Genomic DNA, 25479 nt, shown 5'->3' on the forward strand with positions numbered 1-25479 from the left:
GTGCGTGCGCGAACCTGGTACCGAGAATTTCGTGAACTCGTCGTGAAATGTGTCGTTCATAACATCAAGCGTGCCGCAACATAGCCAAATCAACCGCTGTATGGCGATTCACCAGAGCCAGCTAAAGGAAAAACGCAGCGTGAAGTTCGGGATCGACGTCGTCGAGGGGCCGAATGTCGACGTATTCTTTCTCTCTCAGGACCAACTCGCAGCCTATACGGCAGGCGGCGAGTTCGAGTATCGCTACACGAGCGGACTGACCGTCTCTGGAGGGTGGACTGAGGACAGTGGTGTTCCCGCAGGCAAGTATGCGGTCATCTTCGACAATACAGACCGTGGTGAGGCAGTCCCTGACAGACTATCGATGAGAGGCCACGCCTGGGTTGAGGTCGAAGCCGTGGATTGACTTCGAGAAGCGACGACAGAACCAGCCCTTACCTCTGGCGACGTCGATCCTGCTGTGACCGGTGGGGTCCTCTCCTCGCGAAAAGAAAACTCAGTCCCGAGGCTATCGATTCCGGGACCAGTCGATCCTCTCGTCAGTAACTCTCTTAGTCATCGTCGACGGCAACGGTCGGTTCTGCGTGTGCGCTTTCGGTAACTCCGGCAGGTTCGTCGGCGAGGAACCGCAAGAGGAGGAACGCGAACACGAACTTCGCGCCGATATCGAGGAGACTGTAGCCCCACGAGGTGAGCGCGAGCCCCGAGACGCCAGTTCCGAGGAGCGCAATTCCTTCGGTACCGATCGCCCAGACGATGGGATAGCCGATCCAGAGGACGACAGTAAGGTATTTCAGACGGTTGAATAGGTTCTGGATGTCTGGACTCTTGTCAGCGACATCACGTGGCCACTCGACGAGAAGGATGTAGAGGACGACGACGAAGAATGCCGAACTCAACACGAACCACATCCACCGAAGCCAGACGGCCTGAACGGTCAACGCAGCTGCGAGACCAGTGATGCACATCGCCATATCGAAGATGATGGCAGTGAACAATTTCGCTCGGCTCGTCCCTGCTAGCAGACCCAATGCGAACAGGATGAGTGGCGTGGAAAACGTCCACGTGAGGTATCGTCCCCACAGCGTGACGCTCTCTCCCCGACCCGGGATATCGATGACGCTGACGGTCAGTCCCGAAACGAGGCCGAGATAACTCGCGATCGAAACGGCCGGGATACCGATGGTCGCCACGAAGATGAGTTTCACTCGATCGTCTGTGACGTTCCGACCCATGTACACGAACAGGATCAATGAGAATCCCATCAGGGCGATCAATCCCCATAGGGAAGCCGATAGCAGTGGGTCTGCAAGCGCTCATTCGACCGCAGGGTCGAGTGCCATCGAAGGTGCTCTCGCTATGAGGTCAGTGATCGGCATCATATGTCAACGGCTAATGGTTGGACAGATATAATCTAGATGGAAACAAGCACACTGATCGCCGTCAATATAATTCGACTCAGCCATTACCGTAACAGCCGAAATTATGGCCTTCTAGCTTCGTGTCCACGATGCGAACGACGATTCTGTCGTCGGGCTGACGGCCGTCGAAATCTTCGTCGTTATGATCTTTACCCGAAATGAGACGCCGTCGGCTGCGGCTATCGCCCCGGTTTTTTCACCCCCCATTGCGTGGGATAGACCATGCCAACCGACCTGCTGTTGCCACAGGTGACGAACCTCGACCACACCGAGCTCAGCGTCCGGGCCGAGGCACTCGGCTACGATGGCCTCTGGCTCGGCGAACTCTGGGGGACGAGTTCCGTCGTCCAACTCACCGACATCGCCGCCCATACGAACACCGTCGAGCTTGGCACGGCGATCCTCAACGTCTTCTCGCGGACGCCTGCCGTGTTGGCGATGACCGCTGCCAGCCTTGACCAGGTCTCCGACGGTAGGTTCCGACTTGGCGTCGGGACGTCGACGAAGAAAGCCATCGAAGATCTCCACGGCATGGACTGGGACGACCCGAATCCGGTTCGGCGCGCTCACGAAACCATCGAATTGATCTCGGCATTTCTCGACGATGGAGGCCGTGTCGACTACGAGGGAGATGTCTTCGATGTCCGGGATTTCCCATCATTGGACGCTGACGTGCCTATCTACCACGCAGCACTTGGCGAGGCAAATCGGCGCGTCGTCGCCCGGCTATGCGATGGCTGGATTCCCCATAATATCCCGTTCCCGGATCTCGAAGATAACTTTGCGTACATCTCCGATCAGGCGAAGAAGGCTGGCCGCGACACGACTATCGATGTCGCGCCGTATGTCCCTGCAGCGGTCAGTGACGATGCCGAAAAGGCCAAGGATGCCATCCGGGGCCACATCGCCTACTACGTCGGTAACGGTCGCGGATACGAGCAGGCGGTTGCCCAGCGATTCCCGAACGATGCCACCACCGTCGCCGAGGCCTGGCGTAGCGGTGACCGTGAGACCGCCGCCGAGAACGTCACCGACGAGATGGTCGAGGCGCTCGGGGTTGCAGGGACGCCCGAACAGGCACGCACGCAGTTCCAGGCCATCAGCGATATCGACTGCATCACCAGACCGATGGTGACCATCCCGAGCAACGCTGACGAGAAGATGGCCGAGCGAACCATCGAAGCGTTGGCACCGTCCAGTTTTTGAGAATCCCCCCGGGAGTACGACCTCGTCGTCGCTCACTGGGGTTGTTGCCACTCCATGCCAACTGGGTCTTCAGGCGGTTCGAGTGGACTTCTGCACAGTTCGGTTCTGGGTTCCGGTTCGTTGTACATTCGCGGCGCCACGTCGTTCGGGGCGTCGGGGTAAAACAGCGACGCGAGAAGGTGTATGTGCCCTCGCCCGACACAGAGTTCGAACTGCCCGCCGCCATACATTTCGATGCCGTTGTCCTGACAGTACTCGATGGTTTCGAACAGCGAACGGACTGTTCCAAATCGTGACGGTTTGATGTTACACCAGTTCGGTGGGAATGGTCGTTCGCGAATATCGTCGACGCCATGGATGGGTGCATCCCACGAGAGACGGTCTGTATTCGACACGAGGAGGTCTCGAACATCGTCGGAGATAGCAGGGTCTTCCACGATAGCATCGGGGAACGTCTCGAAAACCTGCTGATAGAGCGCTGGTTTCGATTCCTGATGGACTTCCGTCCCGTTGTATTGACCCTTCAGGTCGAGAATGCGAACCGCCCCAGTCTCTGCCAGCGTCGCGAACGTTTCCTCGGTCCACTCGGTAGTCGGGTCGAGCTTGAACTCACACGTGGGGTTGATCGCAAGTGTCTTTTTTACCCGTTCGGGGTCGCCATCCGATACTGGGACGCTGGCAACGAACCGAACCGGTGATCGTTCGCGACCGAGAAGCGACCCGAGTGTCGTGTCACTCTGTTTGAGCGCTAGATCGAGCGCAGCACTCTCCACCGCCCAGCGTCGATAGTTTCGGGATATCTCGCGCTCGGGCGGCTTCGTCGGAAAGAGATCGACATCATCGAGCGACCGCGAGAACTCGTCGAACGTGTACTCGCCAGCGAAATCGAACACTGGCGGATCGGGCAATATCTCGTGGTCGACGGCATCGTAGGTGACGTCCTCGCCAGCTCCGAATTTATCGCCCGCCAACATGACGAACGTAGAGGAAACACGGGTGAACGTTCCCGAGGTCTCCCGTTGGCGACTGGTTCGCTCGTTAGTCTCGATTGTGAGTGGAAGGTCGGCGATGCGATCGTAGAGTGTCACTATCTGATTCTACGGGGAGGGGATTCATACATTCGCTGGAACTATTTGGATTTTTGATACGATTGACGACGACTCAGGACGAGCGATATTCTCCTCCAAAACCGTATCACCACCTCTTTTCTTGGTTCCGAGTTGGCGAGCAAACTGGACTCGTCCACAGTCACTTGGTAAGTTCGATGGTGGGGGGCTGGCGATTCCGATGTCGAACCCATCGAAGACGAGTGAAAATCTGGCGATTCGAGGAAGACATAACAGGGGTCTCTGCATTAGAGACGAGGTGATGACAGGAGAAGCGCAAGATTCCACCGGTGATTCTGGCCCGCTAAATGGTATCACCGTATTAGACGCCTCGCGTGTTTTGGTGGGGCCATTCTGTACGATGCAACTCGGTGACCTCGGGGCTGACGTGATCAAGGTCGAGCGGCCAGACACTGGTGATCAAACGCGCGGATGGCATCCACCGAGGTACGGCGATAGCGACGAAAGTGCCTACTATATGAGTGTCAATCGGAACAAACGTTCGATCGCGCTCGATCTGGCGTCTGCAGAAGGCCGAGATGTGTTCCGTGAGTTGGCAGCAGATGCGGACATCGTCGTCGAAAACTTCCGTGTCGGAAAGATGGAAGAGTGGGGGATCGACTACGAAGACCTACAGGCAGACAATCCAGACCTCATCTATTGTTCGCTCACCGGATACGGTGAATGGGGGCCAGATCGAGATCGACCAGCGTACGACATCATCATGCAGGCGGAAGGTGGGATGATGAGTATCACGGGCACGGAAGATGGCCCCCCGGTCAGAGTCGGTGTCGCGATTGCTGACATCGGCGCTGGAATGTACGCTGCCCAAGCGATCTTAGCCGCTCTCTTCGAGCGCGAAGTTGGAGATGCTGGAGGCCAAAAGATCGACGTGAGTCTTCTCGATGGTCAGGTTGCGTGGATGACCTACATGGCCTCCTACTACTTCGCAACTGGAGACCCGCCAGGACGGATGGGGAGCAAACATCCGACGATCTCACCGTATCAAGCGCTTCCGACCGAGGATGGATACATCGTCGTGGCGGTGGCATCAGAAGAGATCTGGCCTCGATTTTGTCAGGCGATCGACCGTGAAGACCTGACTGACGATGATCGGTTCGCGACGAACGCCGACCGCGTCAATAACCGCGAAGAGTTAGATACGATTCTCACATCGGAACTTCAGACGTACACAACTGACGAGCTCGAATCCCTCTTCGACGCCCACAACGTTCCTGCCTCAGCAGTGAAAGACATCGAAGCGGTCTTCGAAAATCCTCAGGTCGAGGCGCGTGATATGTATCAGACCATCGACCATCCGACTGCAGGTACCATCGAGATGCCTGGAAGCCCGATGCACTTCTCAGACACGCCGACGTCGATTCGTCGATATCCACCCAGACTTGGAGAGCACACCGAGGAGATCCTACTGGAGTACGGCTACAGTGACAGTGAAATCGATAGATTACGAAATATCGATGCTGTCGAGTGACGATCACCGGTAGTATCGCACGCAGGAGATATTGGGATACTACGTGGCTTGCTTGTCTTTTCTCCCATATTGCCTTGTGCATCCTTAGTGCGAACCTCGCGTGCCAGAAGATTCCCGACGGGCCTGACGCCGACGCGCTCATTAACTTGGACCACGTTTCTGCCATGGACAACGGTCGCATCCTTCGGAGAGAAGTAGTCTGCGGCAACTGAGACTGGCTTCGGTGCGGAACACGAACGACGAGACGTTCCTGTTCGACACGACGTTGCAGAAATCCACCGAGGAGACGATGCCTGACGAGAGACAACCTACCCGGCGAAGCGTCCTCAAATCGATACGCGCACTTGGCGCGATGGGGATTGCTACGCCAGGGATCACGGACGTGAGAGTAGGGTCCCGTGGTGAGCACGGCAAACGGATTCGAGGCCATTTGGAACCCGATTCCCCCGATTGGGTGTACGTCCCATTCGAGGTTCCCGACGACGTTACCGAACTCCACGTCAGCTACGACTACAACGAATCCGAAGAGAATCTCCTCGAAATCGGAATCTTCGATCCAGACGGACACGACCTCGGCAATGCGGAGGGCTTCCGAGGTTGGTCGGCTGGCACGAAAGACGAATTCATGCTGTCACGGTCGCAAGCGACGCCGGGATACTATCCGGGTGACATCAGTGCTGGAACGTGGTCTATCGTCCTCGGGCCATACAGTATTAGTGCCGAAGGAATCGATTATGCGATCGACGTGACGATGCACTCGACGGATCCGGGGCCAGCGTTCGAGCCTCAGCCAACACCAAGTGACCCCGTGACAGAGACCGCAGGTTGGTTTCGGGGTGATTTGCACTTACATACCGTCCACTCTGATGGATCGTACACTCCCGAGGATCTCGTCGCAGGTGTCGTCGATGCTGGACTGGATTTCTTCGTCTCGACGGATCACAGTACGACGACGGCGAACTTGGAATGGGGAAAGTACGCACGCTCTGATCTGCTCATCGTGAACGGGGAAGAGGTCACAACGCGGGCTGGCCACTACAATGCACTGGGACTCGAACCGGACCAGTGGATCGATTGGCGGTACACGCCCGAAGACGACGAACTCGCTGGTTTCGTCCAGCAGGTGCACGACGTCGGTGGAATCGCGGTTGCGAATCACCCGTTCTGTCCATACGAGGGCTGTGGATGGCGGTTCGGCTACGAGACGATAGACGCGATCGAGGTGTGGAACGGCCCGTGGTCGTTCGACGACGAGGAAACGATCCGGGCATGGGATCGAATGCTCCGAAAAGGGCAGTATCTCCCGGCTGTCGGCGGCAGTGACGCACACGACGACGAAGACGAAATCGGATTACCACAGACCGTCGTTCATGCTGGGCGTCTGGGTCGAGATGCGATCCTCTCCGGACTCTCGTCCGGGAACTCCTACCTGGCCGCATCGGATGAGGTCACCATCGACATGATAGCCACTTCGAACGGTGATGATGCGATACCTGGTGAACAACTGGAACGACCGCCAGGGGCCCCGATCGATGTTGAACTTCGAATCAGCGGCGTGCCGGAAGCAAAGATCACGTTCCATACACAAGACGGCACCGTGAAGCGAGCCTCAGTGACGAACTCGTCTGCACGATTGACGTACGAGACATCGCCAGAAGCATCAGCGTTCGTTCGAGTCGAGATTCGACAACCAGAAGGGGAGATGATCGCCCTCACCAATCCTATCTTCGTTGAATCTGCATAGATTCACTTCGGTGGCGGTCGATAATTCCCCTGTCCTGTCTCGAGGTTGCCGTCGGTGATGACCCACCCGTCCTGCGGCCCGACGATCTCGACGGACTGGCGGTCGATGTACTCGTTGTAGTTCCAGCCGAACACCCACCAACTGTTCGATCCCCATAGTTCGATGGAGATGGATACGGCTGTATCGGGAGCAGCCTCGTAAGAGACGAAGATACGACCGTCGTAGGTGTAGCAGGTCTCGTCTTCATCCTGCGAGGAGAAACACGCCGTCTCCGTGCGATTCTCGTGCGGATGGAGCAGAGATTCGCTCTCGATCGGCGATCTGGTGTCGATAGTTCGGTCGCTCTCCACACCGGTGCTGATATCGACATCGTCGTGTGTGACGCGAAGATGACTGCTGTTGTTGGAGTCGTACTCCGTCGCCGAGATAGACTCCCAACGAACGAGGCGGTTGTCTTCGATGACGTTGTAATGATATGTCGGTTCGGTTGGAATCTCGTTGGCCCGTATCCGGAGCATCGAGCCGTACTCCGTCTCGACGATGTCGTACGCCCAATCATCGGGAGTGAACGGATGGCTTACAGTGTCGGCGTCCACGAGTGGTTCACCGTCGTGACTCGGAAGGGGTACCAGGACAGTGACGTTGGTGACTGGTGCCGACGGAGAGAGACGGACGTCGTAGTGGTACTCACTCCCGTAGCTGTCACGGTAGAGATATTGGGAGTAGAGGAACAATCCGCTGGCTGCTGCGGCGATGACCACGAGAAAGACGGCGAAACTGACCGCGAGGACACGACGAAGGTTCATGCGAGAACACCCCGAGAGTTAGTGAGACTGAAGCCGGTCGGTTCCGTTGGCAAGAAAACTGCGGCAATGCGATGTAATTCCAAACAGTTTGTAACAGTTCTATTCATATATATTTATTCGGTGGAAATCGTAAAAAGACGAGAGTCTGCTTCTCAAACCGCGAGAATCAGATAGTGATATCCGGAATAAATCCAGAACTCTGAACCGGGTAGCACGACGATCGAACTTTCGAGAGTTGGAACAGAATTCGTAGATCGTTCGGTTTTGTCTCAGGGCGAACTGATTCGCCCGCTCCACTCCCATCGTTGTTCTCACCGTAGAAGAATCGATATCTGCGTTTATCGTTTGAGCCACCCTTTTTTGACTATGGACTCTCGAACGTGGTCTCTCGTATCTGGAATCATCATCGGTCTCGTCCTGGGTGTCGTGGTGATGCAGTTTGTAACACCTCCGCTCTCCGGAACGAGCGTTCCATCCCACGGTCTTTCGACCGCCACTGGCTGTGTCGACGAAGACGACCCGCGTGCCTGGATCGGTCAGGTCCCGAACGGTGACCACCGGTCGGTCTATCTGATGAACTATAGTTTCGTTCACGACGAACCCGATATCGAAGTTCGTGCCGACCTCAACGAATCTGCACCGGGAGAATGGGTACTTGCAGTGACCACTTCGCCGGGCAACAGTGAGAAGCAACCATCCGATGATTGCCAACCGCGTACGACAATGGACGCGTCGGTTGCCCTCCCGACATCTGCGGAGACGCTCACAGTCACCATCGACGGCAAGCAGGTCGCGATCATCGAGACGCAGGCACATTCACCTCGGTTTCGCCACCTCGACGGCTAAAAACTCCTTCACAGAGGTATCATCTGCACCGTGACTATCGCAACCTCCTTGCTACTGGAATATTCCACAGGGGAGTTCGATACTGGAATCTGATCGATAACTACGCGGTTCGGGTTGCCGTCCGTACCCCGTCGTCATGAACCATCAGAACCGTCCAATACACAGTTTCGTCGAACTGAACGAGATACGATCCATTTCGATCCCCGACTCCGTCTTCATCGAGCGCAGTCGGGTGTTCGTGCTTCCGAAACCGGCGTGCCAACGAGAGCAACGCGGATGATGGTGTCTCGTCCGAATCGACGAGATAGTGTGACTCTTCGATGGCGGTTTCGACGATCTCTCGCTGCGGGTCCGGTAAGTTTTCGAGTTCGAATGCAAACCGCTCGCGCAATTGCCTACCGTACTCTTCGCCAGATGCAACTCGTTCGGCAGAATATCGGTAGGTGTTGACCGTCGTTTGATATGCGTCATCGACGACCCACTCCGCTTGTGAACCATCCTTCCAGGTGATAACCGAATACTCCGACTCGGGAACCAGTACTGACCGGTTCCGTTCCGCGTTCGTGTAGAGAAACGTCGTCCCGATGCCGATGGTCTCTCCGCTCGCAAGTCCCTTTTCGCCAAACGCTTCACGGTCGACCGTCGGCAGGTCAGAGAATCGAATCGTCTCGGATTCGTCCACGGATCCCTCGACGATGTCCACTTTCACCGAATATCGAGTTGCTGGCGTCTGTTCGAGTACGTCGCGGGAGAGTCGATAAACCGCGTCGTCGTAGAGGAGATGGCGATCCGCTGGAAGCGGTGGCCGGGTTCCCTCAACAGTCGTTTCCCCATCGAGAATTCTTTCGAAGAGTTGAGTTCTCCCGTTGTGATCGTCGTTCGCTTCGACAGTGTAAAGGACTTTTCTAGGGAGTTCGGGGTTGGTCACCGAAGTCATCGAAAGCCGAGCGGCAGGTGCTTTGCCGACCAAGTTCGAAGAGCCAGCCGACGAGTTCAGCCCAAGGCCAGCACAGCCGGCCATAGCTGCAGCAAGAACACCGGTTCCGGACGCGAGGAGGGCGCGACGTCGCATACACTAACGAACAGATAATAGCCGCATAAGCCTTGTCGTGATGCTGCGCGTACACGTTGTCGGTTCTCATTTACAGGCGGTCGAGGCGAATGCCCCGGGGCTTGACCCCGAGGTGGTTCACCTCTTCACGTCTTGTGCCTTCGGGTGAGTTTTCTTGCCACCCCTGAGTATTCCTCCGCTACCGTTTTCAAAACGCTTGAATTGCCCCTCTTCGGATTCAGGTTTGAACATTCATGCTGAAGACGTAAACAACTACGCGATGTATCACGATTGTGCGAATATTAGTTACCGGTGCTACGGGCTTCATCGGAAGTCGACTGGTGCCCACGCTTGCAGCAAGGGGCCACGAAGTCGTCGTGTTGACTCGTAATGCCGACGGGTACGACGGTGACGCTGACGCTGTTTACGAGGGCGATGTCCTCGAAACAGGTAGTTTCGAGCATGCGCTAACGAACGTCGATGCCGCGTACTATCTCATTCATTCGATGGGAACCGATGACGATTTCGCGGAAAAAGACCGTCGTGGTGCCCGCAACTTCCGGGAAGCAGCCGACGATGCCGGTGTGGATCGGGTCGTCTACCTCAGCGGCCTCGGTGACGAGGACGAAGATCTTTCGAAGCATCTCCAGTCACGTCGAGAGGTCGAGGATATACTTGCGAAGGGTCGGTTCGACCTAACGACGTTACGTGCCGCGGTTATCATCGGTGACAGCAACGATAGTTTCCAAATCGCGAAACAACTCGCGAAGCGCCTTCCCGTGATGATAACGCCGCGCTGGATTCGAGAGGACTGTCAACCGATCGCGATTGACGACGTCATCGCGTATCTCGTCGGAGTCATCGAGATACCGGAAACCGCGGGAACCTCCTACGATATCGGCGGTCCGGGAGTGCTCACCTACGAGGAGTTCATGAATCTGACGGCGAACGTCGCAGGTCGACCTTCGTTGATCATTCCCGTTCCGGTGCTGACCCCACGGTTATCGTCGTACTGGGTCGAACTCGTGACCGATGTCCCCGACGACCTCGTTCGACCGTTGATTCATGGTCTCAGAAACGAGGTCACCGCAGAGGACGAGCCCATCCGACGCCTCGTACCGATAGAACTGGGTTCGTACGATTCCGCTATCGAGCGCGCACTTGGCCCAGAGACGGACGAGTCGACGGCGGAACGTGCGTCATCGAAGCTCGACAGGATTGCGATCAGCGGTCAGTAGGCAGTCGTCGGAACTGTCGACGTGCCTTCTGCCCACGAGTCGATGAACGATGCATGTTCCAGTCCCGACTCCGACCGAACACGAAACTCCATCATCCAGTACCTGCTGGCGTACGTACAACTCTCGCTGAATCGAATCGACCAATCCCCCAATTTTTTGTCACTCATCACCGTACCCGAATCGATGGCTTCAGAAACGTCTCGACTCGACCCGTGGGCGTTCGGACTGGCGTGTGGACTGCTCTGGGCTGGTGCAGTTGCTGTTCTCGGTCTGACCGCTCGGATCGGGTGGGGAAAACGGTGGGAGCGACTACTCGCCGATGTGTACCGTGGTTATAACGAAACCGTTCCAATTTTCAGCAGTAAACAGCACTCCTCTTCACGAATTGAGAGGTGCTGTGTGTCGCTGGGCTTGACACGGCCTGGTTACTGCTCTCGATTTTCGTCTCTGTCGGGGTGACAGCGGGCTGTATGACACACGACCCGCCACCAGCAGTCACAGCTTGTTCCGACTGTTCAGTGTACGCAATTGGCGCAGTCCCAAACGTGAGACGCATGCCAGCGGAACGGCTTGCTAGCACGATTTCAGCATCCCCGATATACGAGGACGTGAACTCGTGGTGTAGCGACGCCGACTCGCTGAAGAACACGCGCGCCACGTTGACAGCGCCAACATAGTCTCGGTCGGCCTGATACCCACACCGAGTGTTGTCACAGCGGAAGTGACCACCCCACCACACTTCGTGATAATGGTCGGGGGACTTGGTGGTGTATCCTGTGGAACCGCACCGAGGACACGATCGTGACGTGTTGCCCGGACGCACTTTTCGCACGTGCAGTCCGGCGATGTCTGCCCGATACTCGATTTTCGAGATGATGTCCCGCCGTGCCCACGACGATAACTCCCACGAGAGGCGGCCTGCACCGCGAGGCGGTGAGAGGGAACGAAGGTCTTCGTGAACAATTGCGTCAACGTCGTACACGAGAGCGAGCGCAAGGACTTGGTTGGCGACATCGTGAACCAACTGCTCACGCTTGTTCACAATCTTGTTGTTCACACGCTCGTACTCTGCGTGAACGTGTCTGAAATTGTCTGTGTGGTCGCGTCCTTGCCGACGTAGATACGCGAGTTTCGAGTTGAGGCGGTTGCGTTCACGAGCGAGATTCTGCATCCGTCCTCGCTCCGTGTTTTGAATGAAATACGGTGTGGAGAGTTGCTCACCGTCGGTGTTCACAACGACAGCGGTAGCGTCTTTTCGGATCCCCCCGTCAATTGCTAAAACAGTTTCCACGTCGTCTGCTTTCTCGGCGTGTTCGACCTCCACAGGAAACGAAAGCTCGTAGTATTCATCACCTGTTTTCATTCGAGTGGGTTGAAACGAGGGCGCGGAGAGATTCCCGTGTTCGACAAGTTCGTGAAATGCTCGATAACCTTCGAGGACATGTTTTGTCCACGTCCAATCACCTCTCGTTTCGGGTTCGAGCGTATCCGGCGTTTTGAGCTTGACTGTGAGTGTCTGCGTACCCTCGTCGTACGCATATTTTACTGCCTGCCCGCTCTTCGGGCCGTCATCCGCCGAGTACGGCAACACTCCTTTCGAGTACGAGGGGCACTCTTGCAGATTAAAATACGAACCAGGGAAGTGCCCGTGGCAGTCGTAATAGGCGTTCAGTTGCTCGATAAGCAAGTCAATATACCCCGATTTGATGTATTCTTCAGCGTCCCAGAGCGTTTCCTTGATTCGACGGGTATGAATGCGGCGAATCTTGTGGTCAGGAAGAACAGGTTGGATGGATTGGAACGCTTTTCGTTTGTCGGCATGACTCCGCAGTGTCTCACCGATTTTCTGCATCAGACACCGCTTGTATCGGCTCGGGAGATACAGGCCAAAACCGCTGAACGCTTTGGTCTCATCAAAGTATTTCCACGCTTGATACGAGTAATCGTCCAACCCGGTGAGGTGTTCCGGCGTCCAGTATCGCTCGATGAGTTGGTTGGCTACTCGAGTAGTGAGTGCGTCTAATCGAGCGTGTCGTTCTCGGTCTTCAACAGGAAGTCGAACCGGGAGTGATAAATGACTACTCATCGGTTTCCACCTCTGATTCGACGGTTTCGACTATGCGTTTTCGTTTCGAGGAACGCATCCCGTACAGTTTGCCTGCGAAACTGGCGACGAGTTGCAAGAGATCGTCAACGAGTTCCTCCTGGGCGGTCTTGTCGGTTTCTTCGTCGATGACGGTGATTTCGACACCGTACTGGTCAAGGAGACGTTCAAGGTATGAGAATCCGAATCGTGTGAGTCGGTCTTGATACGTAACGAGAACGCGCCCGTAGCCGGCATTCTCGACGTCATCTAACAATTTATTGAGTCCGCGGCGGTTTTCGTTGAGGCCACTTCCCACGTCAGAGTATTTGTTTTCGATACTCCACCCGTGGTCATGAGCATATTCGGTGAGTGATTCGAGTTGGCGGTCGAGGTCGCCGTCTTGCTTCTGGGCGTGGCCTGAGACGCGGGCGTAGATGGCGACTTTATCAGTTCTCCGTGAAGGTTTACCAGTGAGTCGTTGGAGTTCTGTGTGGGGAATCCGTCGGTGGCCACCGGGTGTTCGGGAGTACGAAAGTTTGTCTTCCCGACACCACTTTTTGACGGTTTCGGGGTGGACTCCAAGTTCATCTGCGAACTCGCCGATGGAGTACACCGTTGTCATTACTGCTATTCACTGCCGTTTACTACTTAATACTTCGTATTTTCGTTGCAGTTACACAACCCTCCCGGGACTCACTATCGGGGCCATTTGGGCGTTTTTTGATGCGCTGACCGGCGGGTACCTCTTCGCATGGTTGTACAACCGCCTCCGTCAGGAGTGACGACCATCACCTCCGTACTGTCACTCCTTTTGAAAAAGACCGACTTTCAGAGAGCGCCACGACAGATACATCGAATGGGTAGCCTGATCATCCGGAATATACACGATCATGCCGACTGTGGTTCACACCGGTAAAAAACCGGAATCGAACCGTTCGTGTCGGTATCGATATAGAGGAGAGTCCGCTCACTCGAAAAATAGTGAACGGCTGGTTCGTTCATCACGAAAATTCGAATGACAACGTGGCGGCCACATCTTTCACAAGTGCCCCAGCACACACACCAGTATGGACGACCTTCCGCGAATCGGTCTCGGCACCTACGACAACACCGACCCGGAACACTGTGCAGACATCGTCGCCACCGCACTGGAGATGGGGTACCGTCACGTCGACACCGCCCAGGAGTATGACAACGAGGCGTACGTCGGTGACGGAATCGAACAGGCCGACGTCGACCGGGAGGACGTATTCCTGGCGACGAAGGTCTGGGACGATAATCTCGCGTACGACGACGTGCTCTCCAGCACTGAGGAGAGTCTCGACAAACTCGGTGTCGATAATTTGGAGCTGCTCTACGTCCATTGGCCGCGAGACACCTACGACGCCGAGGATACACTAGCGGCGTTCGACGAACTGTCCGACGACGGGACGATAGACCACGTCGGCTTGAGTAATTTCACACCAAGCCAGCTCGATACGGCTCGTGAAACCCTCGATGCACCGATCTTCGCGCATCAGGTCGAGATGCATCCGCTGCTCCAGCAAGCGGAGTTACAGGAGTACGCCCGCAACCACGACCACTGGTTGGTCGCCTATTCACCGGTCGCGAGGGGTAAAGTGACCGACGTAGACGAGATTCGAGAGGTAGCAGAGAAGCACGACGCGACACCCTACCAGGTGTCGCTTGCGTGGTTTGCCGCGAAGGAGAACGTCGCCGCCATCCCGAAGACGGCGAGCGAAGAACACCTGCAGGACAACTTCGAAGCACGGAAGATAGAACTGGACAACGAGGATGTGGCGACGATAGATAGTATCGAGCGTGAAGAACGCATCGTCGACCCCTACGATGCACCGTGGAATCAGTAGTCTCCACAATGTCTGAAGATAGGGGGTAGCAGACTAATTTCACCGGAGCCGGTTAATCGATTCCAGACGATCGACGTTGCATTCTCAGCCACAGGAAAGGAGTCGACAGCCCCGAAAGGTAGTGCCCACCGATGACATCACCTGAGCAAAACGAGACTGACACGCCCAAAAATCGGGATGCTCCGTTCAGCGACCGGTATCCGGGTTTGGAATTGTTGTCTTCCGATCCGAAAAACGCGCAGACTGCGTCTCGAAGCCACCTCGAAACGTATCTGACGCCGCGTGAGGAGCATTACATTCGGAACCACCATCGAACTCCCGAAATAGACGAGCGAGAGTGGTCAGTGTCGCTCACAGGGATGGTGGCTGACGAGGTCGAACTGGCGATGGACGAGATCGAACACGACTACGACACCGAATCCGTCGTCCACATGATGGAGTGTTCGGGGAACGGACGTGCGTTCTTCACTCCAGAAGCCGAAGGCGACCAATGGACGGACGGGGCAATCGGCAATGCAATCTGGACGGGGACACCCGTGCGAGAGATTCTCGACGAGTACGATGCCGCTACCGACGACGGGCTCTGGTTGTCTGTGATGGGTGGCGAAGCGATCGACGACGAAGACGTGTTCTGCCGGTCGATTCCGATGTCGAAGATTCTGAACGACTGTTTGTTAGCCTACGAGATGAACGGGGAACCGCTAACTGCGGAACACGGCCATCCCGTTCGACTGCTCGTCCCTGGTTGGTTCGGGAATAACAGCGTCAAGTGGGTCGAACGAATGCACGTGATGGACACGATGGTGTTTGGTGACGAATGGACATCGAAAAACGGTCGTGATTATACGACGTATCAGCAATCTTCTTATCGAATCCTTCCAGCACAGGACGACGAACCGGAACGGTACGCGTCGGTCGATATCTTTGGCACCGACGACCAGATGCAGTCGCCAGACGAGATTCGGAACGCGTATCTCTTCGATCAGCTCGTCAAATCACTCATTACTTCGCCGACGGACGATGCCGAACTCGCTCTGTCCTCGGACGAGCGGCTGGAAATCACGGGGATTGCGTGGGCTGGTGAGGATGACGTCGAACGCGTCGAGATCTCGGTCGACGGTGGGCAGACGTGGCACGAAGCGGAGTTCGTCGGCCCCGATCTCGGTCAGCACGCCGTTCGGAAGTTTCGATACGTCTGGGATGCCGAACCGGGTGAAAAAACGCTCTTGTCGCGGGCAACAGACGAATGCGGACGGAGTCAGCCCGCGACGATCTCGGATCCTGAAGCAGGACTTCGCGGGATAGAAGGAACGGAGTATCCATGGAATCAGAAAGGATATGGCAACAATGCCTACGTTCCATTCGGCGTTTCCGTGACCGTACAGGGGTGAACGGTATTTCGTGTCTTTCGTCACTCAAATTCGTTCGAGTAGTCTATCTCCCACCGCAACGCCCAGACCGATAACGAGCCACATACCGAGGACGGCGACGATCAGTATTAGCCAGTGTGGTACCGGGGTCGACGCGACCCCGTGAAGCGGGACGAACTGGAACATCTACCAGATTTCACCCGTCTCGTCATTCCGAGCGTGTGTCGCTGTCTGATAGATGTAGATGCCAGCGACGACGATGAGCAGGCTCACCACGGCCCAGTGTAAGTTATAGTACCCACCCTGCGACAGTGGTTGATGTAGGCCGAGGATTACGTGGTCGACGATGACATCGTAGAGGTCGAAGACGCCGAGTCCGATTATTGCGCTCCCAACCAATGGCCGCATGGCGAGTGGAACGTCGGTACGCCGCTCGGATTGCCACAAGAGACCCCCGCCGACGCACATGATAGTCAGCATCGTGATCGAAAACAGACCGTCTGCACGAATATTCGTCCTGAGTCCATCGAGTGAACTCATCGGATAGATTCCGGAGAGAAGGTGGTGCCACTGGAGGACGTGGTGTAGTACCAGAACGTCGATGAGTCCACTGAACCCGAACCCGAAAATCCCCATTGCGAGGAGTGCGCGCCGAGTTACCCCATCGACCGTTTCTCGTGACTGGCCGAAAGTAGCGTTCGCTGGTTCGTTCACAGTCCTCTATGACTCAGACGCCACCTTCCTTAGCCAGTTGGATTGTATACGCAGGCGCTTCAAAAGCGTGAATTTTCATCCATCTAACCTACAAGTTGATCTGTATCTGAACCCCGTTCGGTCGGTAGGCGTTCGCCGAATATCCGCCTTCGTTCCACGGATAGACGTCATCGGGAACATCGTTCCAGTCATCGAGGACTGCGATACGGGCGGGCTGGGTTCGACCGTTCTCGTCAGTCGCTCGTGAGTGTAGTGTGACCGTGTCCTCGGGAATCCGGTCTACCTCCCACGTGTACGTGAACAAGCGCCATGCACCATCGTAATCTGGCCCATAGAGGTCGGCGTCGTCCCACGAATCACCATCGTCAGTCGATACCTCGACGCGAGTGACGCGGTCGTCCCCCGCCCATGCGACACCCTGAATCTCGATCTGTCCGTTCTCGTCGGGCGTGACTGGAGATTCGCCGTCAGGATCGCCGATGAGTGACATAACGTTCTCGTCGAACGTGTACGGATACGCGACGTCGCCGACGATCTGCTCCCACGTATCCGCCGTCGAGACCGTCTCCTCGACGTCCGGCTCGACATCCGTTGGATGGATACGGTAGGCAGTGTGCTGCCAGTAGGTGTAGGTTCGTCCCTCGTCGTCGTCTTCGAACGTCGCGTCCGTGACCATCGTCTCCGTGATTCGAAGTTCGTCGACCCATTTGACGCTGTTCGTCCCGTACCAGCCGGGGACGACGAGTCTGACCGGGAAACCGTGCTCTGGTGGAAGTGGCTGACCATTCATCTCGTAGGCGAGGATGCAGTCATCGAGCGCCTTCGCCAGTGGAATGGATTTCACGTACACATCGCCATCGGCAGGTGGGTCACCACCGACGATAGTGAGCCAACGGTTCGAGTCGTCGTTCACGTCGAGACCACAGTCATCGAGCACCGCCCGCACCGGGGTTCCGGTCCAGACCGCTGTCGCAACCGCGTCCCACCCCCACTGGACACTCCCGGTTTCCGGGTCGTGTTGACCACGGTTGTTTCCAGCACACTCCATGGTATGTGCGACAGCGACCGTCGGGTATGACTCCCGCAACGTGTCCATCGAGATGGTCGCGTCGTCGTCGAATCCCGTGATCTGAATCTGCCACGTCTCTGCGTCAGTGTCCGGGATGTCGTTTCGGTGACAGACGAAGTGTTCCTCGACCGGCGTCAGCCAATCAGCGAACGTCTGCCTGCTCGCCGCTCCCACCACGGTGTATCGGTCGTCCTCGTCACGAACCTCTCGTGTTCCAGGCTTGTGTTCGAGGATGGCCTCTATCTCCGCCCTCCGTGTATCGGATCGATTACTCTCCCCCATGTGTCTCGTTCACAACCACTGTCAGCAAAACCGTTCCGGCAATGTGCAATCTTGATGGTCTTCGTGGGTGATTCGTCCTCCATCACCTGTAGTGTGATAACAGTTAACAAGGAGCGCATTCAAGCATCAACTAGCGTTCACTGCGAGGCACTGGGGGTAGACGGGGAACGTCGAGATGGACGCGACAGAGGACACTATGGCAACGATAGATGAAAAGACAGTTAGCCGATCGAGGTCAGACATCGACACGAGGATGCGGCTTGGTGGAGCCTGGCTTGCAGTCGGCTCCTTTCTTTTGGTAGTGGGAATCGTTCTGCATCCGCCACCGTCCCCTGACCAGGGCGAGTTTATCGCGACCATCGCTGAAGAGCCAACTCGGTGGATGGCAGCACACTGGGCAACAGCGATCGGTCTCGCCGTGTTCACGATAGCGGGGTTGATCATGCTGACGACTGAATCACGTCTCACCCAGAACTGGTGGCTACTTTCTGCGTGGGCCGTGCTAGTCGTCGGTGCACTGTGGGTCACGACTGCTGCTGTGGCCGAGGCTACCGTGATCACTACGGCTGCCGTGGCGGGGGACACGGCAACGTTCGAAATGTGGGAGCCCTTCGCTGACGCACATGGCGCAGCGTTCGTCTTCCTGGCACTGGCGATCGCCATAATCGCAGGTAACGAGGCCCGAAGCGCCTCTGAGGCGATGCCTACGTGGGCATCGTGGGTCGGTGCCGGAGCAGGAATCGTCGCCATCGCCGGGTTCGTTCTCGGGTTGGGGCTCGGGTTCGCGCTGGCTGGAATCGTCTGGGTGGTGTCGACGATCGTAATGGGTCTGTGGACTCTCTGGTTCGGTGTGGCTCTGATGCGATTCAAGCCCACCGCCCAGACCCCATCCGAGGGTGCGCCCGTCTAATGCTTCCTATCGCACACCCTCTTTTTCATTCGATCGTGAGCTAATTTACCAGGTTTGAAAGAGTACCGTCATCTTCTTCGTTCTCCTCCTACAGCACTCCCACCAGAACAGTGACGTTCGAAGATTCAGCCGTGGCAAGAAGACCTTCGTTTGCAAGCACCAGTTCTATCCGGGTTCTGTGAATATCGAATTTGTGACTGATTTTAGTAGTCCAGCTGGATTCGATCCTGCAACAGTACTGACCGGTTCGGGGCTCACACTCCTGCTATCTGCGGCTATCGTCAAGTATGGCGACCAGTTCCAGTACAGCCCAGCAAAGCTCTACGGTATGAGCGGTGCCATCCTCATCGGAATCGGCGTCGTTTTCGGTCTGATTCTCGTCTTGACCGGCAATCGATAACTCGTCGGCGGTTGCGGCACTCGACGGACTCGACCCTGGAACCGGATTCGACGTCGCCACGAGATAGAAGCAGAATCCCGAGGTTATCCGTCCGCCGGTCTGCCCTCCCCACAACCTATAATTCGGCTCCCACCAATCGTCGAGACGAATGGTATCGATCGATATCAACTGTGATATGGGGGAGAGTTTCGGCAACTGGAGCATGGGCAACGACGAAGCGGTAATGCCCTACATCACCTCTGCGAACATCGCCGGTGGGTATCACGCGGGTGATCCGCACGTGATGCGTGAAACGGTGGCGCTCGCGGCCGAACACGACGTCGGTGTCGGTATCCATCCTGGCCTCCCGGACAAGATGGGGTTCGGACGGCGAACGATGGCCGCCTCGCCAGAGGAGGTCAGAGATTACGTCGTCTACCAGCTTGGGGCGCTCCGGGCGTTCGCAGACCAGCACGGAGTTACGCTCCAGCACGTGAAACCCCACGGTGCGATGTACTCGATGCTCTCGGAGAGCAGCGACCACGCTCGTGCGGTCATGGAGGGCATCCTCGACGTCGACGATGATCTAATCTACCTCGCGACGGATATGAATATCTACGAGATCACCGAAGAGTACGACGACCTGCGCGCCGTCTTCGAGGGGTACGTCGACCTCGACTATCGCTCGGATCGAAGCCTCATCGTCGAACAGGAGAAGGAAGCACCCGACCCGGAACTCGTCGCCAGCCGGTTCGTCAGCATCGCGACCGATGGCGAAGTCGAGGCGGCAAACGGTGAAACGATAGACGTCCCTGCAGAGAGTATCTGCATCCACGGGGACAGTCCGAACGCTGTCGAGATGTTGGAGGCCATCCACGAACGGGTCGAAGAACACGACATCGAGCTCGCACCACTCGACGAAATCGCCTGATTCTCTTCCCCCTCGTCTGGTGTTCGAAATCGAACGACCCGGTAGGTGCCACCGACCGAGGAACTCGATATCGTCGTTATCGATGGTCGGTGAGACATTCTGTTCGTCGAAGACCTGTGTGGGCGTGGTGTCGTTGCCGATCTAGCCTCCCACCGTGTGGCCTGCAACCCACCAGAGTGTTTCGAGGCGTCCCGACGTATTGCTGAGTCTCGTAGCACTGGACTTTATACCAATCCATTGGATCTAATCCAACAATGGACAGACGAGACATCGAGATTTTAAAAGCAATCTCCGACCTGGGTGAACCGAGTCCAAAGTCGATCACTTCGGAGACGGGAATCCCGAAATCGACCGTCCACTATCGCGTGGAAAAGCTTCGGGAACAGGGAGTCATCGAAGACGACCTGTACAACATCGATCTCGAAGCGGTGGGCCTGAACCTGACGGTCATTTCGGAGGTAACGGCTCGCTACGACGAAGGATATCAGGAAACCGTCGGTGAGAAGCTAAGCGACATCGAGGGCGTGAATCAGGTGTATTTCACCATGGGGGACACAGACTTCATCGTCATCGCACACGTGGCAGAACGAGAGATGGTCGAAGCGTTGATTCGGGAGTACGAACGCATCGACGAAGTCGAACGAACGAGTTCCCGATTCGTTATCTCCACCATCAAAAACGAGTTTGCACCCCTCCGGGATTTCGAACTCGAGACGCTCATCGACATCGGCACCGACGACGGAGTGTGAACGGCCCCCCTGCAGAAACGACATGAGATGAACCGCATCGGAGTCACGTTGTTCGTGACGCTAAGGGCGTCAGCACGGAAGACTGGGCGTCTTCCGAATGATCCTGAAGGGTTCGCCGTGAAGTTCTGTGGGTTCCACTCCGATGGTACCGTTCGAAGTGGGGGTCACTATTCGATGGTCAACGCTTCGTCGACGTACTTGGTGGTATGTTCGGCGTCGACGAACGTCTCGTCGGTGAGTACTTGTTTGTGGAAGGGGATGGTAGTAGGAACGCCCCGAACGTCGGCCTCTTCGAGAGCGCGTCGCCCCCGACGAATCGCCTCCTCCCGGTTCTCGCCGTGCACGACGAACTTCGCGAACATCGAGTCGTAGAAGGGAGCGATTCGGTCACCCTCGTCCACGCCATCGTCGATTCGCGTTCCGATTCCTCGTGGTGGTCGGTACGTCGTGACCTCGCCCGGCATCGGCGAGAAGTCATCGCTCGGATCCTCGGCGTTGATACGGAACTCGATGGCCGATCCTCTGGGTTCGACGTCATCCTGTGCGAACGAGATCTCCTCGCCTGCGGCGATACGGAGTTGCCACTTTACGAGATCGATGCCAGTGACGACCTCCGTGATCGTGTGTTCGACCTGAATGCGTGCGTTCACTTCGAGGAAGTAGAATGCGCCGTCCTCGTAGAGGAACTCTACCGTCCCGGCGTTGACGTAGTCCGCCTCTGCAACTCCCCGCCGGGCCGCGTCCCACACCTCGATGCGCGTTTCCTCGTCGAGAACCGGGCTGGGCGTCTCCTCGATGAGCTTCTGCTGTCGGCGCTGGGTCGAGCAGTCGCGCTCGGTGAGGTGCCTGACGTTTCCGTGGCGGTCGGCGAGTATCTGTACCTCGATATGACGTGGGTTCTCGAGAAATCGCTCGACGTAGACGTTCGAATTGTCGAAGTACGCCTCGCCCTCACGCTGAGCATTCTGAAACTGCTCTTCGACCTGGTCTTCGTTTTGGACGACCTTGAGTCCGCGTCCCCCGCCGCCACCGTCGGCCTTGATAGCGACCGGGTAGCCGTGTTCTGCAGCAAACTCGCGTATCTCGTCGGTGCTTTCGACCGGGTCGGTCGTCCCGGGGACGAGAGGGACGTCGGCCTGTCGCATTATCTTTCGTGCTCGAGTCTTTTCGCCAAAATCGCTCATGATGTCGCTCGGCGGGCCGACCCACGCGAAATCACTCGCCTCGACGTTCGCCGCGAACTCAGCACTCTCTGCGAGGAAGCCGTAGCCGGGATGGATGGCGTCGACAGAAGCCTCACGTGCGGCGTCGATGATAGCCTCCTGATTGAGGTAACTCTTGCGTGCGACCGACTCTCCGACGTGATAGGCCTCGTCCGCGAGGCGGACGTGCTTGGCGTTCTCGTCCGTGTCACTGTAGATAGCGACGGTGTCGATGCCGAGTTCCCGACACGCCTGAACGACGCGAACGGCGATCTCACCGCGGTTGGCGACCAGTACTTTGTCAAACACAGTCAAGGTATGGAACTATTTAGGATAATACTCTTGCGGTGCACGGAAATGTCGAATGCAATTCCAATAGAGGCGAAGAACTGGAACGATAGACGAACACATCAGCCGGTCGTCAGAACTCGGACTGACGTGCCCCGGTAGTTCTCCCATGAGTGGCGAAGTCACTTCGAACGGCAGGTATGAATTCGAACTGAGTTCTAGTAATTATGGTGTATTCGTATATTATCCCATTTAACGCGGATGAACCTAGTGAATCACCGGCATCTATAAATCGCTGAATGTGAAACCGTGAATACGCCCACCATGTCCAACATTGTCATAGAACGACAGGAGCTATCTTCGCCTCGATACGGGTACGGAGGAGACGACTACGTGTTCGTCGAACTCTCCGAGGAGATGAGCTTCGACGCCAACTTCAAAGCCCAGGCCATCACGCAGGAGCTTCGGAAACGAGACCCAGCTGGAATCATCGAGATCGCACCGGCAAACGCGTCCTACATGCTCCATTTCGACCCGTCCGAACTGAACCCCGACGACCTCATCGACGACCTCAAACAGCTCGAAGACGAAATCGACCTCACCGAGTACACGTGGGAAGCTCGTGTCATCGATGTGCCCGTCCTCTACGACGACCCGTGGACACACGAGACCCTGATGCAGTTCCGCGACCGACACCAAGACCCCGACGCGACCGATCTGGAGTACTCTGCACGCATCAACGACTTCGAATCTACCGAGGACTTCATCAGCGCCCACGCCGGTGCCCCACACATGGTCACGATGGTCGGGTTCGTCCCCGGTCTGCCGTGGACGTTCCAGATGGTGCCTCGGGACGAGCAGATAGAGGTGCCGAAGTACGTCCAACCTCGAACTGCCACGCCGAGTCGGGCGGTCGGATATGGCGGTGCGTTCACGGCGATCTACCCCGTCAAAGGTGCAGGGGGCTACCAGTTGTTCGGTCGGACGCCCATCGAGGTACTCGACGTCGAACAGGAACTCGCGGACTTCGAGGAGTCGATGGTGTTGCCGAACCCTGGTGACATTCTCAACTTCCGAAAGATAGACCGGGGCGAGTACGACGAGATTCGCAACGAGGTCGAAGATGGAACCTACGTGTACGACATCGGCCACATCGACTTCAAACCCGAGGAGTTTTTCGAACATCCCCGACAGTACAATGAGGAGATCGTGGGGGTGCTACACTGATGATACAAGTACTCGAACCGGGGCTTTCGACGACGGTTCAGGATACCGGCCGATACGGAAACTATCACATCGGGATGCCGCCGTCTGGCGCGATGGACCAGTACTCACACAAGGTCGCCAACTACCTGGTCGGCAACGACGAGGAGGCGGCCACGCTGGAAATGACCTACGGCGGGACGGACGTAGAGTTCACTGAGGACGCCGTCGTCGCCATCACCGGTGCCGACATGTCCCCGAAACTGAACGGCGACCCCATGCCTCAGTGGTCGACCGTACAGGTCGAGGCTGGAACTGTTCTCTCTTGCGAGTTCGCTACCGAAGGCGTCCGTTCGTATCTCGCAGTCGCTGGTGGCATCGATGTGTCGAAAATAATGGGCAGTCGGTCGACATACACCCTCATCGGCATCGGCGGACACGAGGGGAGAGAATTGGAAGCGGGCGACGAGCTACCGATCGGAAGTTCCGACGATGGAACTGATCTGTTGGGCGCACAGGTCGATGACGAGTACGTTCCAGACTACGCCAACAACGACACGATTCGTGTCGTGATGGGACTGTGTGACTATCGGCTGACCGACGAGGGCAGAGAACGGTTCCTCGGTTCCGAATGGAAGGTTAGCGACGAAGCGAACCGTGTCGGCTACCGCCTGGAAGGGGAGGAAATCGAACCGATGTTCGAGGAGCGCGAACAGCCCTTCGGTGCGGGACCCGACCCCACGAACGTGGTCGACCTGGGCTATCCCGTTGGCTCCATCCAGATGGCTGGTCAACCGATCGTTCTCATGCGTGATGCCGTCACTGGTGGCGGCTACGCGACCGTGGGGACGGTTATCAGCATCGACCGGGGGTCACTGGCTCAGATTCGAACCCACCAGACCATCACCTTCGAGGCAGTCGACGTCGACGAGGCAGTCGAGGCCCGTGCGGAGAGCGACGACACTCTCGAGAAGATTCGGACGTCGCTTTCGGGGTAGCAGTCGGCTTCGAATCGAGCCCATTTTCGACCGCTGCCGAGCGTGACATCCTTCTCGACGTTCTCAAACACTAGTCGAAAGCGAATCAAAAAATAGTATTCGAATCGGGAAATCCCCGAATATATTGACTCTGATACAATGCTATGGGAAAACTATATACAAGTTCCCGGTGCTACCAACGAGTGAGACAATGGCAGAAAAAACCACCATTACGTCCCCGATGCCGGGCGTCTTCTACCGACGATCTGACCCAGAGGACCCGCCGTTCGTGGAGGAAGGCGACTCGGTCGAAGCAGGTGAGGTCGTCGGCCTCGTTGGCGTGATGAAGAACTTTCACGACATCGAGGCGGATGAAGCCGGAACCGTGACGAATTTTCTTGCAGAGAACGAAGCAGAAGTCGACACTGGCGATGACCTCGTCGAACTCGAAGTCGAGTGATTCTATCTCCGCTTTCTCTTTCTAGCGGCGGTCGATCCGACTATCGTCGATAGGACTGGCGCGTCCGTCAGATCGACCGAT

25 protein-coding genes are annotated in these 25479 nt (G+C 56.7%); 15 read left to right on the forward strand and 10 right to left on the reverse strand.

Annotated elements, in window-relative coordinates:
• Positions 1–100: 100 nt before the first annotated feature.
• Positions 101–406, forward strand: a complete 306-nt coding sequence (locus ACR3FE_RS14440; protein ID WP_458207861.1) for a hypothetical protein — start codon at positions 101–103, stop codon at positions 404–406.
• Positions 407–551: 145 nt separating this feature from the next.
• Here the strand turns inward: ACR3FE_RS14440 and ACR3FE_RS14445 are convergent, their stop codons facing one another.
• On the reverse strand, positions 552–1301 hold the full coding sequence (locus ACR3FE_RS14445) for a bacteriorhodopsin (protein ID WP_458208179.1): 750 nt from the start codon (positions 1299–1301) through the stop codon (positions 552–554).
• Between the two features lie 342 nt (positions 1302–1643).
• Here ACR3FE_RS14445 and ACR3FE_RS14450 point away from each other — a divergent pair, with 342 nt between their 5' ends.
• Complete coding sequence (locus tag ACR3FE_RS14450) at positions 1644–2627, forward strand: LLM class flavin-dependent oxidoreductase (protein ID WP_458207862.1); 984 nt, start codon at positions 1644–1646, stop codon at positions 2625–2627.
• A 32-nt stretch (positions 2628–2659) separates the two neighbouring features.
• Here ACR3FE_RS14450 and ACR3FE_RS14455 read toward each other — a convergent pair whose 3' ends face one another.
• Entirely contained in the window at positions 2660–3715 is a 1056-nt protein-coding gene (locus tag ACR3FE_RS14455) for an enolase-like domain-containing protein (RefSeq protein ID WP_458207863.1), read from the reverse strand.
• Between the two features lie 280 nt (positions 3716–3995).
• On the opposite strand from ACR3FE_RS14455, the gene ACR3FE_RS14460 reads away from it, so the two are divergent.
• A complete protein-coding gene (locus ACR3FE_RS14460) occupies positions 3996–5225 on the forward strand; it encodes a CaiB/BaiF CoA transferase family protein (RefSeq protein ID WP_458207864.1) in 1230 nt (409 codons plus the stop codon).
• Positions 5226–5448: 223 nt separating this feature from the next.
• Complete coding sequence (locus ACR3FE_RS14465; RefSeq protein ID WP_458207865.1) at positions 5449–6969, forward strand: CehA/McbA family metallohydrolase; 1521 nt, start codon at positions 5449–5451, stop codon at positions 6967–6969.
• 2 nt (positions 6970–6971) lie between these two features.
• On the opposite strand, the gene ACR3FE_RS14470 is transcribed toward ACR3FE_RS14465, so the two are convergent.
• Positions 6972–7775 carry a hypothetical protein gene (locus ACR3FE_RS14470; protein WP_458207866.1) on the reverse strand — a complete coding sequence of 268 codons (804 nt, stop codon included), beginning with the start codon at positions 7773–7775 and terminating at the stop codon, positions 6972–6974.
• A 366-nt stretch (positions 7776–8141) separates the two neighbouring features.
• Between ACR3FE_RS14470 and ACR3FE_RS14475 the strand changes: the two genes are divergently transcribed.
• Positions 8142–8621, forward strand: coding sequence for a hypothetical protein (locus tag ACR3FE_RS14475; protein ID WP_458207867.1), 480 nt, complete (start codon positions 8142–8144; stop codon positions 8619–8621).
• Positions 8622–8721: 100 nt separating this feature from the next.
• Here the strand turns inward: ACR3FE_RS14475 and ACR3FE_RS14480 are convergent, their stop codons facing one another.
• Positions 8722–9693 carry a hypothetical protein gene (locus ACR3FE_RS14480; RefSeq protein WP_458207868.1) on the reverse strand — a complete coding sequence of 324 codons (972 nt, stop codon included), beginning with the start codon at positions 9691–9693 and terminating at the stop codon, positions 8722–8724.
• Between the two features lie 272 nt (positions 9694–9965).
• On the opposite strand from ACR3FE_RS14480, the gene ACR3FE_RS14485 reads away from it, so the two are divergent.
• A complete protein-coding gene (locus ACR3FE_RS14485) occupies positions 9966–10910 on the forward strand; it encodes an NAD(P)H-binding protein (RefSeq protein WP_458207869.1) in 945 nt (314 codons plus the stop codon).
• Here ACR3FE_RS14485 and ACR3FE_RS14490 read toward each other — a convergent pair.
• From ACR3FE_RS14490 to ACR3FE_RS14500, 3 genes are all read right to left on the reverse strand, one after another.
• Entirely contained in the window at positions 10904–11077 is a 174-nt protein-coding gene (locus tag ACR3FE_RS14490; RefSeq protein ID WP_458207870.1) for a hypothetical protein, read from the reverse strand. The genes ACR3FE_RS14485 and ACR3FE_RS14490 overlap by 7 nt on opposite strands.
• A gap of 188 nt (positions 11078–11265) precedes the next feature.
• Positions 11266–12996 (reverse strand): zinc ribbon domain-containing protein, encoded by a 1731-nt coding sequence (locus ACR3FE_RS14495; RefSeq protein WP_458207871.1) that lies wholly within the window; start codon positions 12994–12996, stop codon positions 11266–11268.
• Positions 12989–13618 carry an IS607 family transposase gene (locus tag ACR3FE_RS14500; RefSeq protein ID WP_458207872.1) on the reverse strand — a complete coding sequence of 210 codons (630 nt, stop codon included), beginning with the start codon at positions 13616–13618 and terminating at the stop codon, positions 12989–12991. The genes ACR3FE_RS14495 and ACR3FE_RS14500 overlap by 8 nt, the downstream gene beginning before the upstream one ends.
• 445 nt (positions 13619–14063) lie before the next feature.
• Between ACR3FE_RS14500 and ACR3FE_RS14505 the strand changes: the two genes are divergently transcribed.
• Together ACR3FE_RS14505 and ACR3FE_RS14510 are read left to right on the forward strand one after the other, a co-directional pair.
• Positions 14064–14864, forward strand: a complete 801-nt coding sequence (locus tag ACR3FE_RS14505) for an aldo/keto reductase (RefSeq protein WP_458207873.1) — start codon at positions 14064–14066, stop codon at positions 14862–14864.
• Between the two features lie 131 nt (positions 14865–14995).
• Positions 14996–16255: a sulfite oxidase gene (locus ACR3FE_RS14510; protein ID WP_458207874.1), complete on the forward strand. Its 1260-nt coding sequence runs from the start codon at positions 14996–14998 to the stop codon at positions 16253–16255.
• Positions 16256–16420: 165 nt separating this feature from the next.
• Here the strand turns inward: ACR3FE_RS14510 and ACR3FE_RS14515 are convergent, their stop codons facing one another.
• Positions 16421–16870, reverse strand: coding sequence for a DUF2243 domain-containing protein (locus tag ACR3FE_RS14515; protein WP_458208181.1), 450 nt, complete (start codon positions 16868–16870; stop codon positions 16421–16423).
• A 166-nt stretch (positions 16871–17036) separates the two neighbouring features.
• Entirely contained in the window at positions 17037–18299 is a 1263-nt protein-coding gene (locus ACR3FE_RS14520; protein ID WP_458207875.1) for a molybdopterin-dependent oxidoreductase, read from the reverse strand.
• Between the two features lie 253 nt (positions 18300–18552).
• Between ACR3FE_RS14520 and ACR3FE_RS14525 the strand changes: the two genes are divergently transcribed.
• The 4 genes from ACR3FE_RS14525 to ACR3FE_RS14540 all read left to right on the forward strand — a co-directional run bounded on the left by ACR3FE_RS14525 (position 18553) and on the right by ACR3FE_RS14540 (position 21268).
• Positions 18553–19209: a hypothetical protein gene (locus ACR3FE_RS14525; protein ID WP_458207876.1), complete on the forward strand. Its 657-nt coding sequence runs from the start codon at positions 18553–18555 to the stop codon at positions 19207–19209.
• Positions 19210–19402: 193 nt separating this feature from the next.
• Positions 19403–19609 carry a hypothetical protein gene (locus ACR3FE_RS14530; protein WP_458207877.1) on the forward strand — a complete coding sequence of 69 codons (207 nt, stop codon included), beginning with the start codon at positions 19403–19405 and terminating at the stop codon, positions 19607–19609.
• A gap of 148 nt (positions 19610–19757) precedes the next feature.
• The gene (locus ACR3FE_RS14535; RefSeq protein ID WP_458207878.1) at positions 19758–20519 is read left to right on the forward strand and encodes a LamB/YcsF family protein; all 762 of its coding nucleotides are present in this window, start codon (positions 19758–19760) and stop codon (positions 20517–20519) included.
• Between the two features lie 254 nt (positions 20520–20773).
• On the forward strand, positions 20774–21268 hold the full coding sequence (locus tag ACR3FE_RS14540) for an Lrp/AsnC family transcriptional regulator (protein ID WP_458207879.1): 495 nt from the start codon (positions 20774–20776) through the stop codon (positions 21266–21268).
• A 167-nt stretch (positions 21269–21435) separates the two neighbouring features.
• Here the strand turns inward: ACR3FE_RS14540 and ACR3FE_RS14545 are convergent, their stop codons facing one another.
• Entirely contained in the window at positions 21436–22779 is a 1344-nt protein-coding gene (locus tag ACR3FE_RS14545; RefSeq protein WP_458207880.1) for an acetyl-CoA carboxylase biotin carboxylase subunit, read from the reverse strand.
• A gap of 303 nt (positions 22780–23082) precedes the next feature.
• On the opposite strand from ACR3FE_RS14545, the gene ACR3FE_RS14550 reads away from it, so the two are divergent.
• From ACR3FE_RS14550 to ACR3FE_RS14560, 3 genes are all read left to right on the forward strand, one after another.
• Positions 23083–23985, forward strand: coding sequence for a 5-oxoprolinase subunit B family protein (locus ACR3FE_RS14550; RefSeq protein ID WP_458207881.1), 903 nt, complete (start codon positions 23083–23085; stop codon positions 23983–23985).
• Positions 23985–24959 carry a 5-oxoprolinase subunit C family protein gene (locus ACR3FE_RS14555; RefSeq protein WP_458207882.1) on the forward strand — a complete coding sequence of 325 codons (975 nt, stop codon included), beginning with the start codon at positions 23985–23987 and terminating at the stop codon, positions 24957–24959. The genes ACR3FE_RS14550 and ACR3FE_RS14555 overlap by 1 nt, the downstream gene beginning before the upstream one ends.
• A 190-nt stretch (positions 24960–25149) precedes the next feature.
• The gene (locus ACR3FE_RS14560) at positions 25150–25398 is read left to right on the forward strand and encodes an acetyl-CoA carboxylase (RefSeq protein ID WP_458207883.1); all 249 of its coding nucleotides are present in this window, start codon (positions 25150–25152) and stop codon (positions 25396–25398) included.
• Positions 25399–25479 lie beyond the last annotated feature (81 nt).

The organism is Haladaptatus rarus, from assembly GCF_054177585.1.

Excerpts from the sequence above, each read along its gene's own strand:
- ACR3FE_RS14440 (WP_458207861.1), top strand. The coding sequence starts at position 101 with ATGGCGATTCACCAGAGCCAGCTAAAGGAAAAACGCAGCGTGAAGTTC.
- ACR3FE_RS14450 (WP_458207862.1), top strand. The coding sequence starts at position 1,644 with ATGCCAACCGACCTGCTGTTGCCACAGGTGACGAACCTCGACCACACC.
- ACR3FE_RS14460 (WP_458207864.1), top strand. The coding sequence starts at position 3,996 with ATGACAGGAGAAGCGCAAGATTCCACCGGTGATTCTGGCCCGCTAAAT.
- ACR3FE_RS14470 (WP_458207866.1), bottom strand. The coding sequence starts at position 7,775 with ATGAACCTTCGTCGTGTCCTCGCGGTCAGTTTCGCCGTCTTTCTCGTG.
- ACR3FE_RS14475 (WP_458207867.1), top strand. The coding sequence starts at position 8,142 with ATGGACTCTCGAACGTGGTCTCTCGTATCTGGAATCATCATCGGTCTC.
- ACR3FE_RS14480 (WP_458207868.1), bottom strand. The coding sequence starts at position 9,693 with ATGCGACGTCGCGCCCTCCTCGCGTCCGGAACCGGTGTTCTTGCTGCA.
- ACR3FE_RS14490 (WP_458207870.1), bottom strand. The coding sequence starts at position 11,077 with ATGAGTGACAAAAAATTGGGGGATTGGTCGATTCGATTCAGCGAGAGT.
- ACR3FE_RS14495 (WP_458207871.1), bottom strand. The coding sequence starts at position 12,996 with ATGAGTAGTCATTTATCACTCCCGGTTCGACTTCCTGTTGAAGACCGA.
- ACR3FE_RS14500 (WP_458207872.1), bottom strand. The coding sequence starts at position 13,618 with ATGACAACGGTGTACTCCATCGGCGAGTTCGCAGATGAACTTGGAGTC.
- ACR3FE_RS14505 (WP_458207873.1), top strand. The coding sequence starts at position 14,064 with ATGGACGACCTTCCGCGAATCGGTCTCGGCACCTACGACAACACCGAC.
- ACR3FE_RS14510 (WP_458207874.1), top strand. The coding sequence starts at position 14,996 with ATGACATCACCTGAGCAAAACGAGACTGACACGCCCAAAAATCGGGAT.
- ACR3FE_RS14515 (WP_458208181.1), bottom strand. The coding sequence starts at position 16,870 with ATGGGGATTTTCGGGTTCGGGTTCAGTGGACTCATCGACGTTCTGGTA.
- ACR3FE_RS14520 (WP_458207875.1), bottom strand. The coding sequence starts at position 18,299 with ATGGGGGAGAGTAATCGATCCGATACACGGAGGGCGGAGATAGAGGCC.
- ACR3FE_RS14525 (WP_458207876.1), top strand. The coding sequence starts at position 18,553 with ATGCGGCTTGGTGGAGCCTGGCTTGCAGTCGGCTCCTTTCTTTTGGTA.
- ACR3FE_RS14535 (WP_458207878.1), top strand. The coding sequence starts at position 19,758 with ATGGTATCGATCGATATCAACTGTGATATGGGGGAGAGTTTCGGCAAC.
- ACR3FE_RS14540 (WP_458207879.1), top strand. The coding sequence starts at position 20,774 with ATGGACAGACGAGACATCGAGATTTTAAAAGCAATCTCCGACCTGGGT.
- ACR3FE_RS14550 (WP_458207881.1), top strand. The coding sequence starts at position 23,083 with ATGTCCAACATTGTCATAGAACGACAGGAGCTATCTTCGCCTCGATAC.
- ACR3FE_RS14555 (WP_458207882.1), top strand. The coding sequence starts at position 23,985 with ATGATACAAGTACTCGAACCGGGGCTTTCGACGACGGTTCAGGATACC.
- ACR3FE_RS14560 (WP_458207883.1), top strand. The coding sequence starts at position 25,150 with ATGGCAGAAAAAACCACCATTACGTCCCCGATGCCGGGCGTCTTCTAC.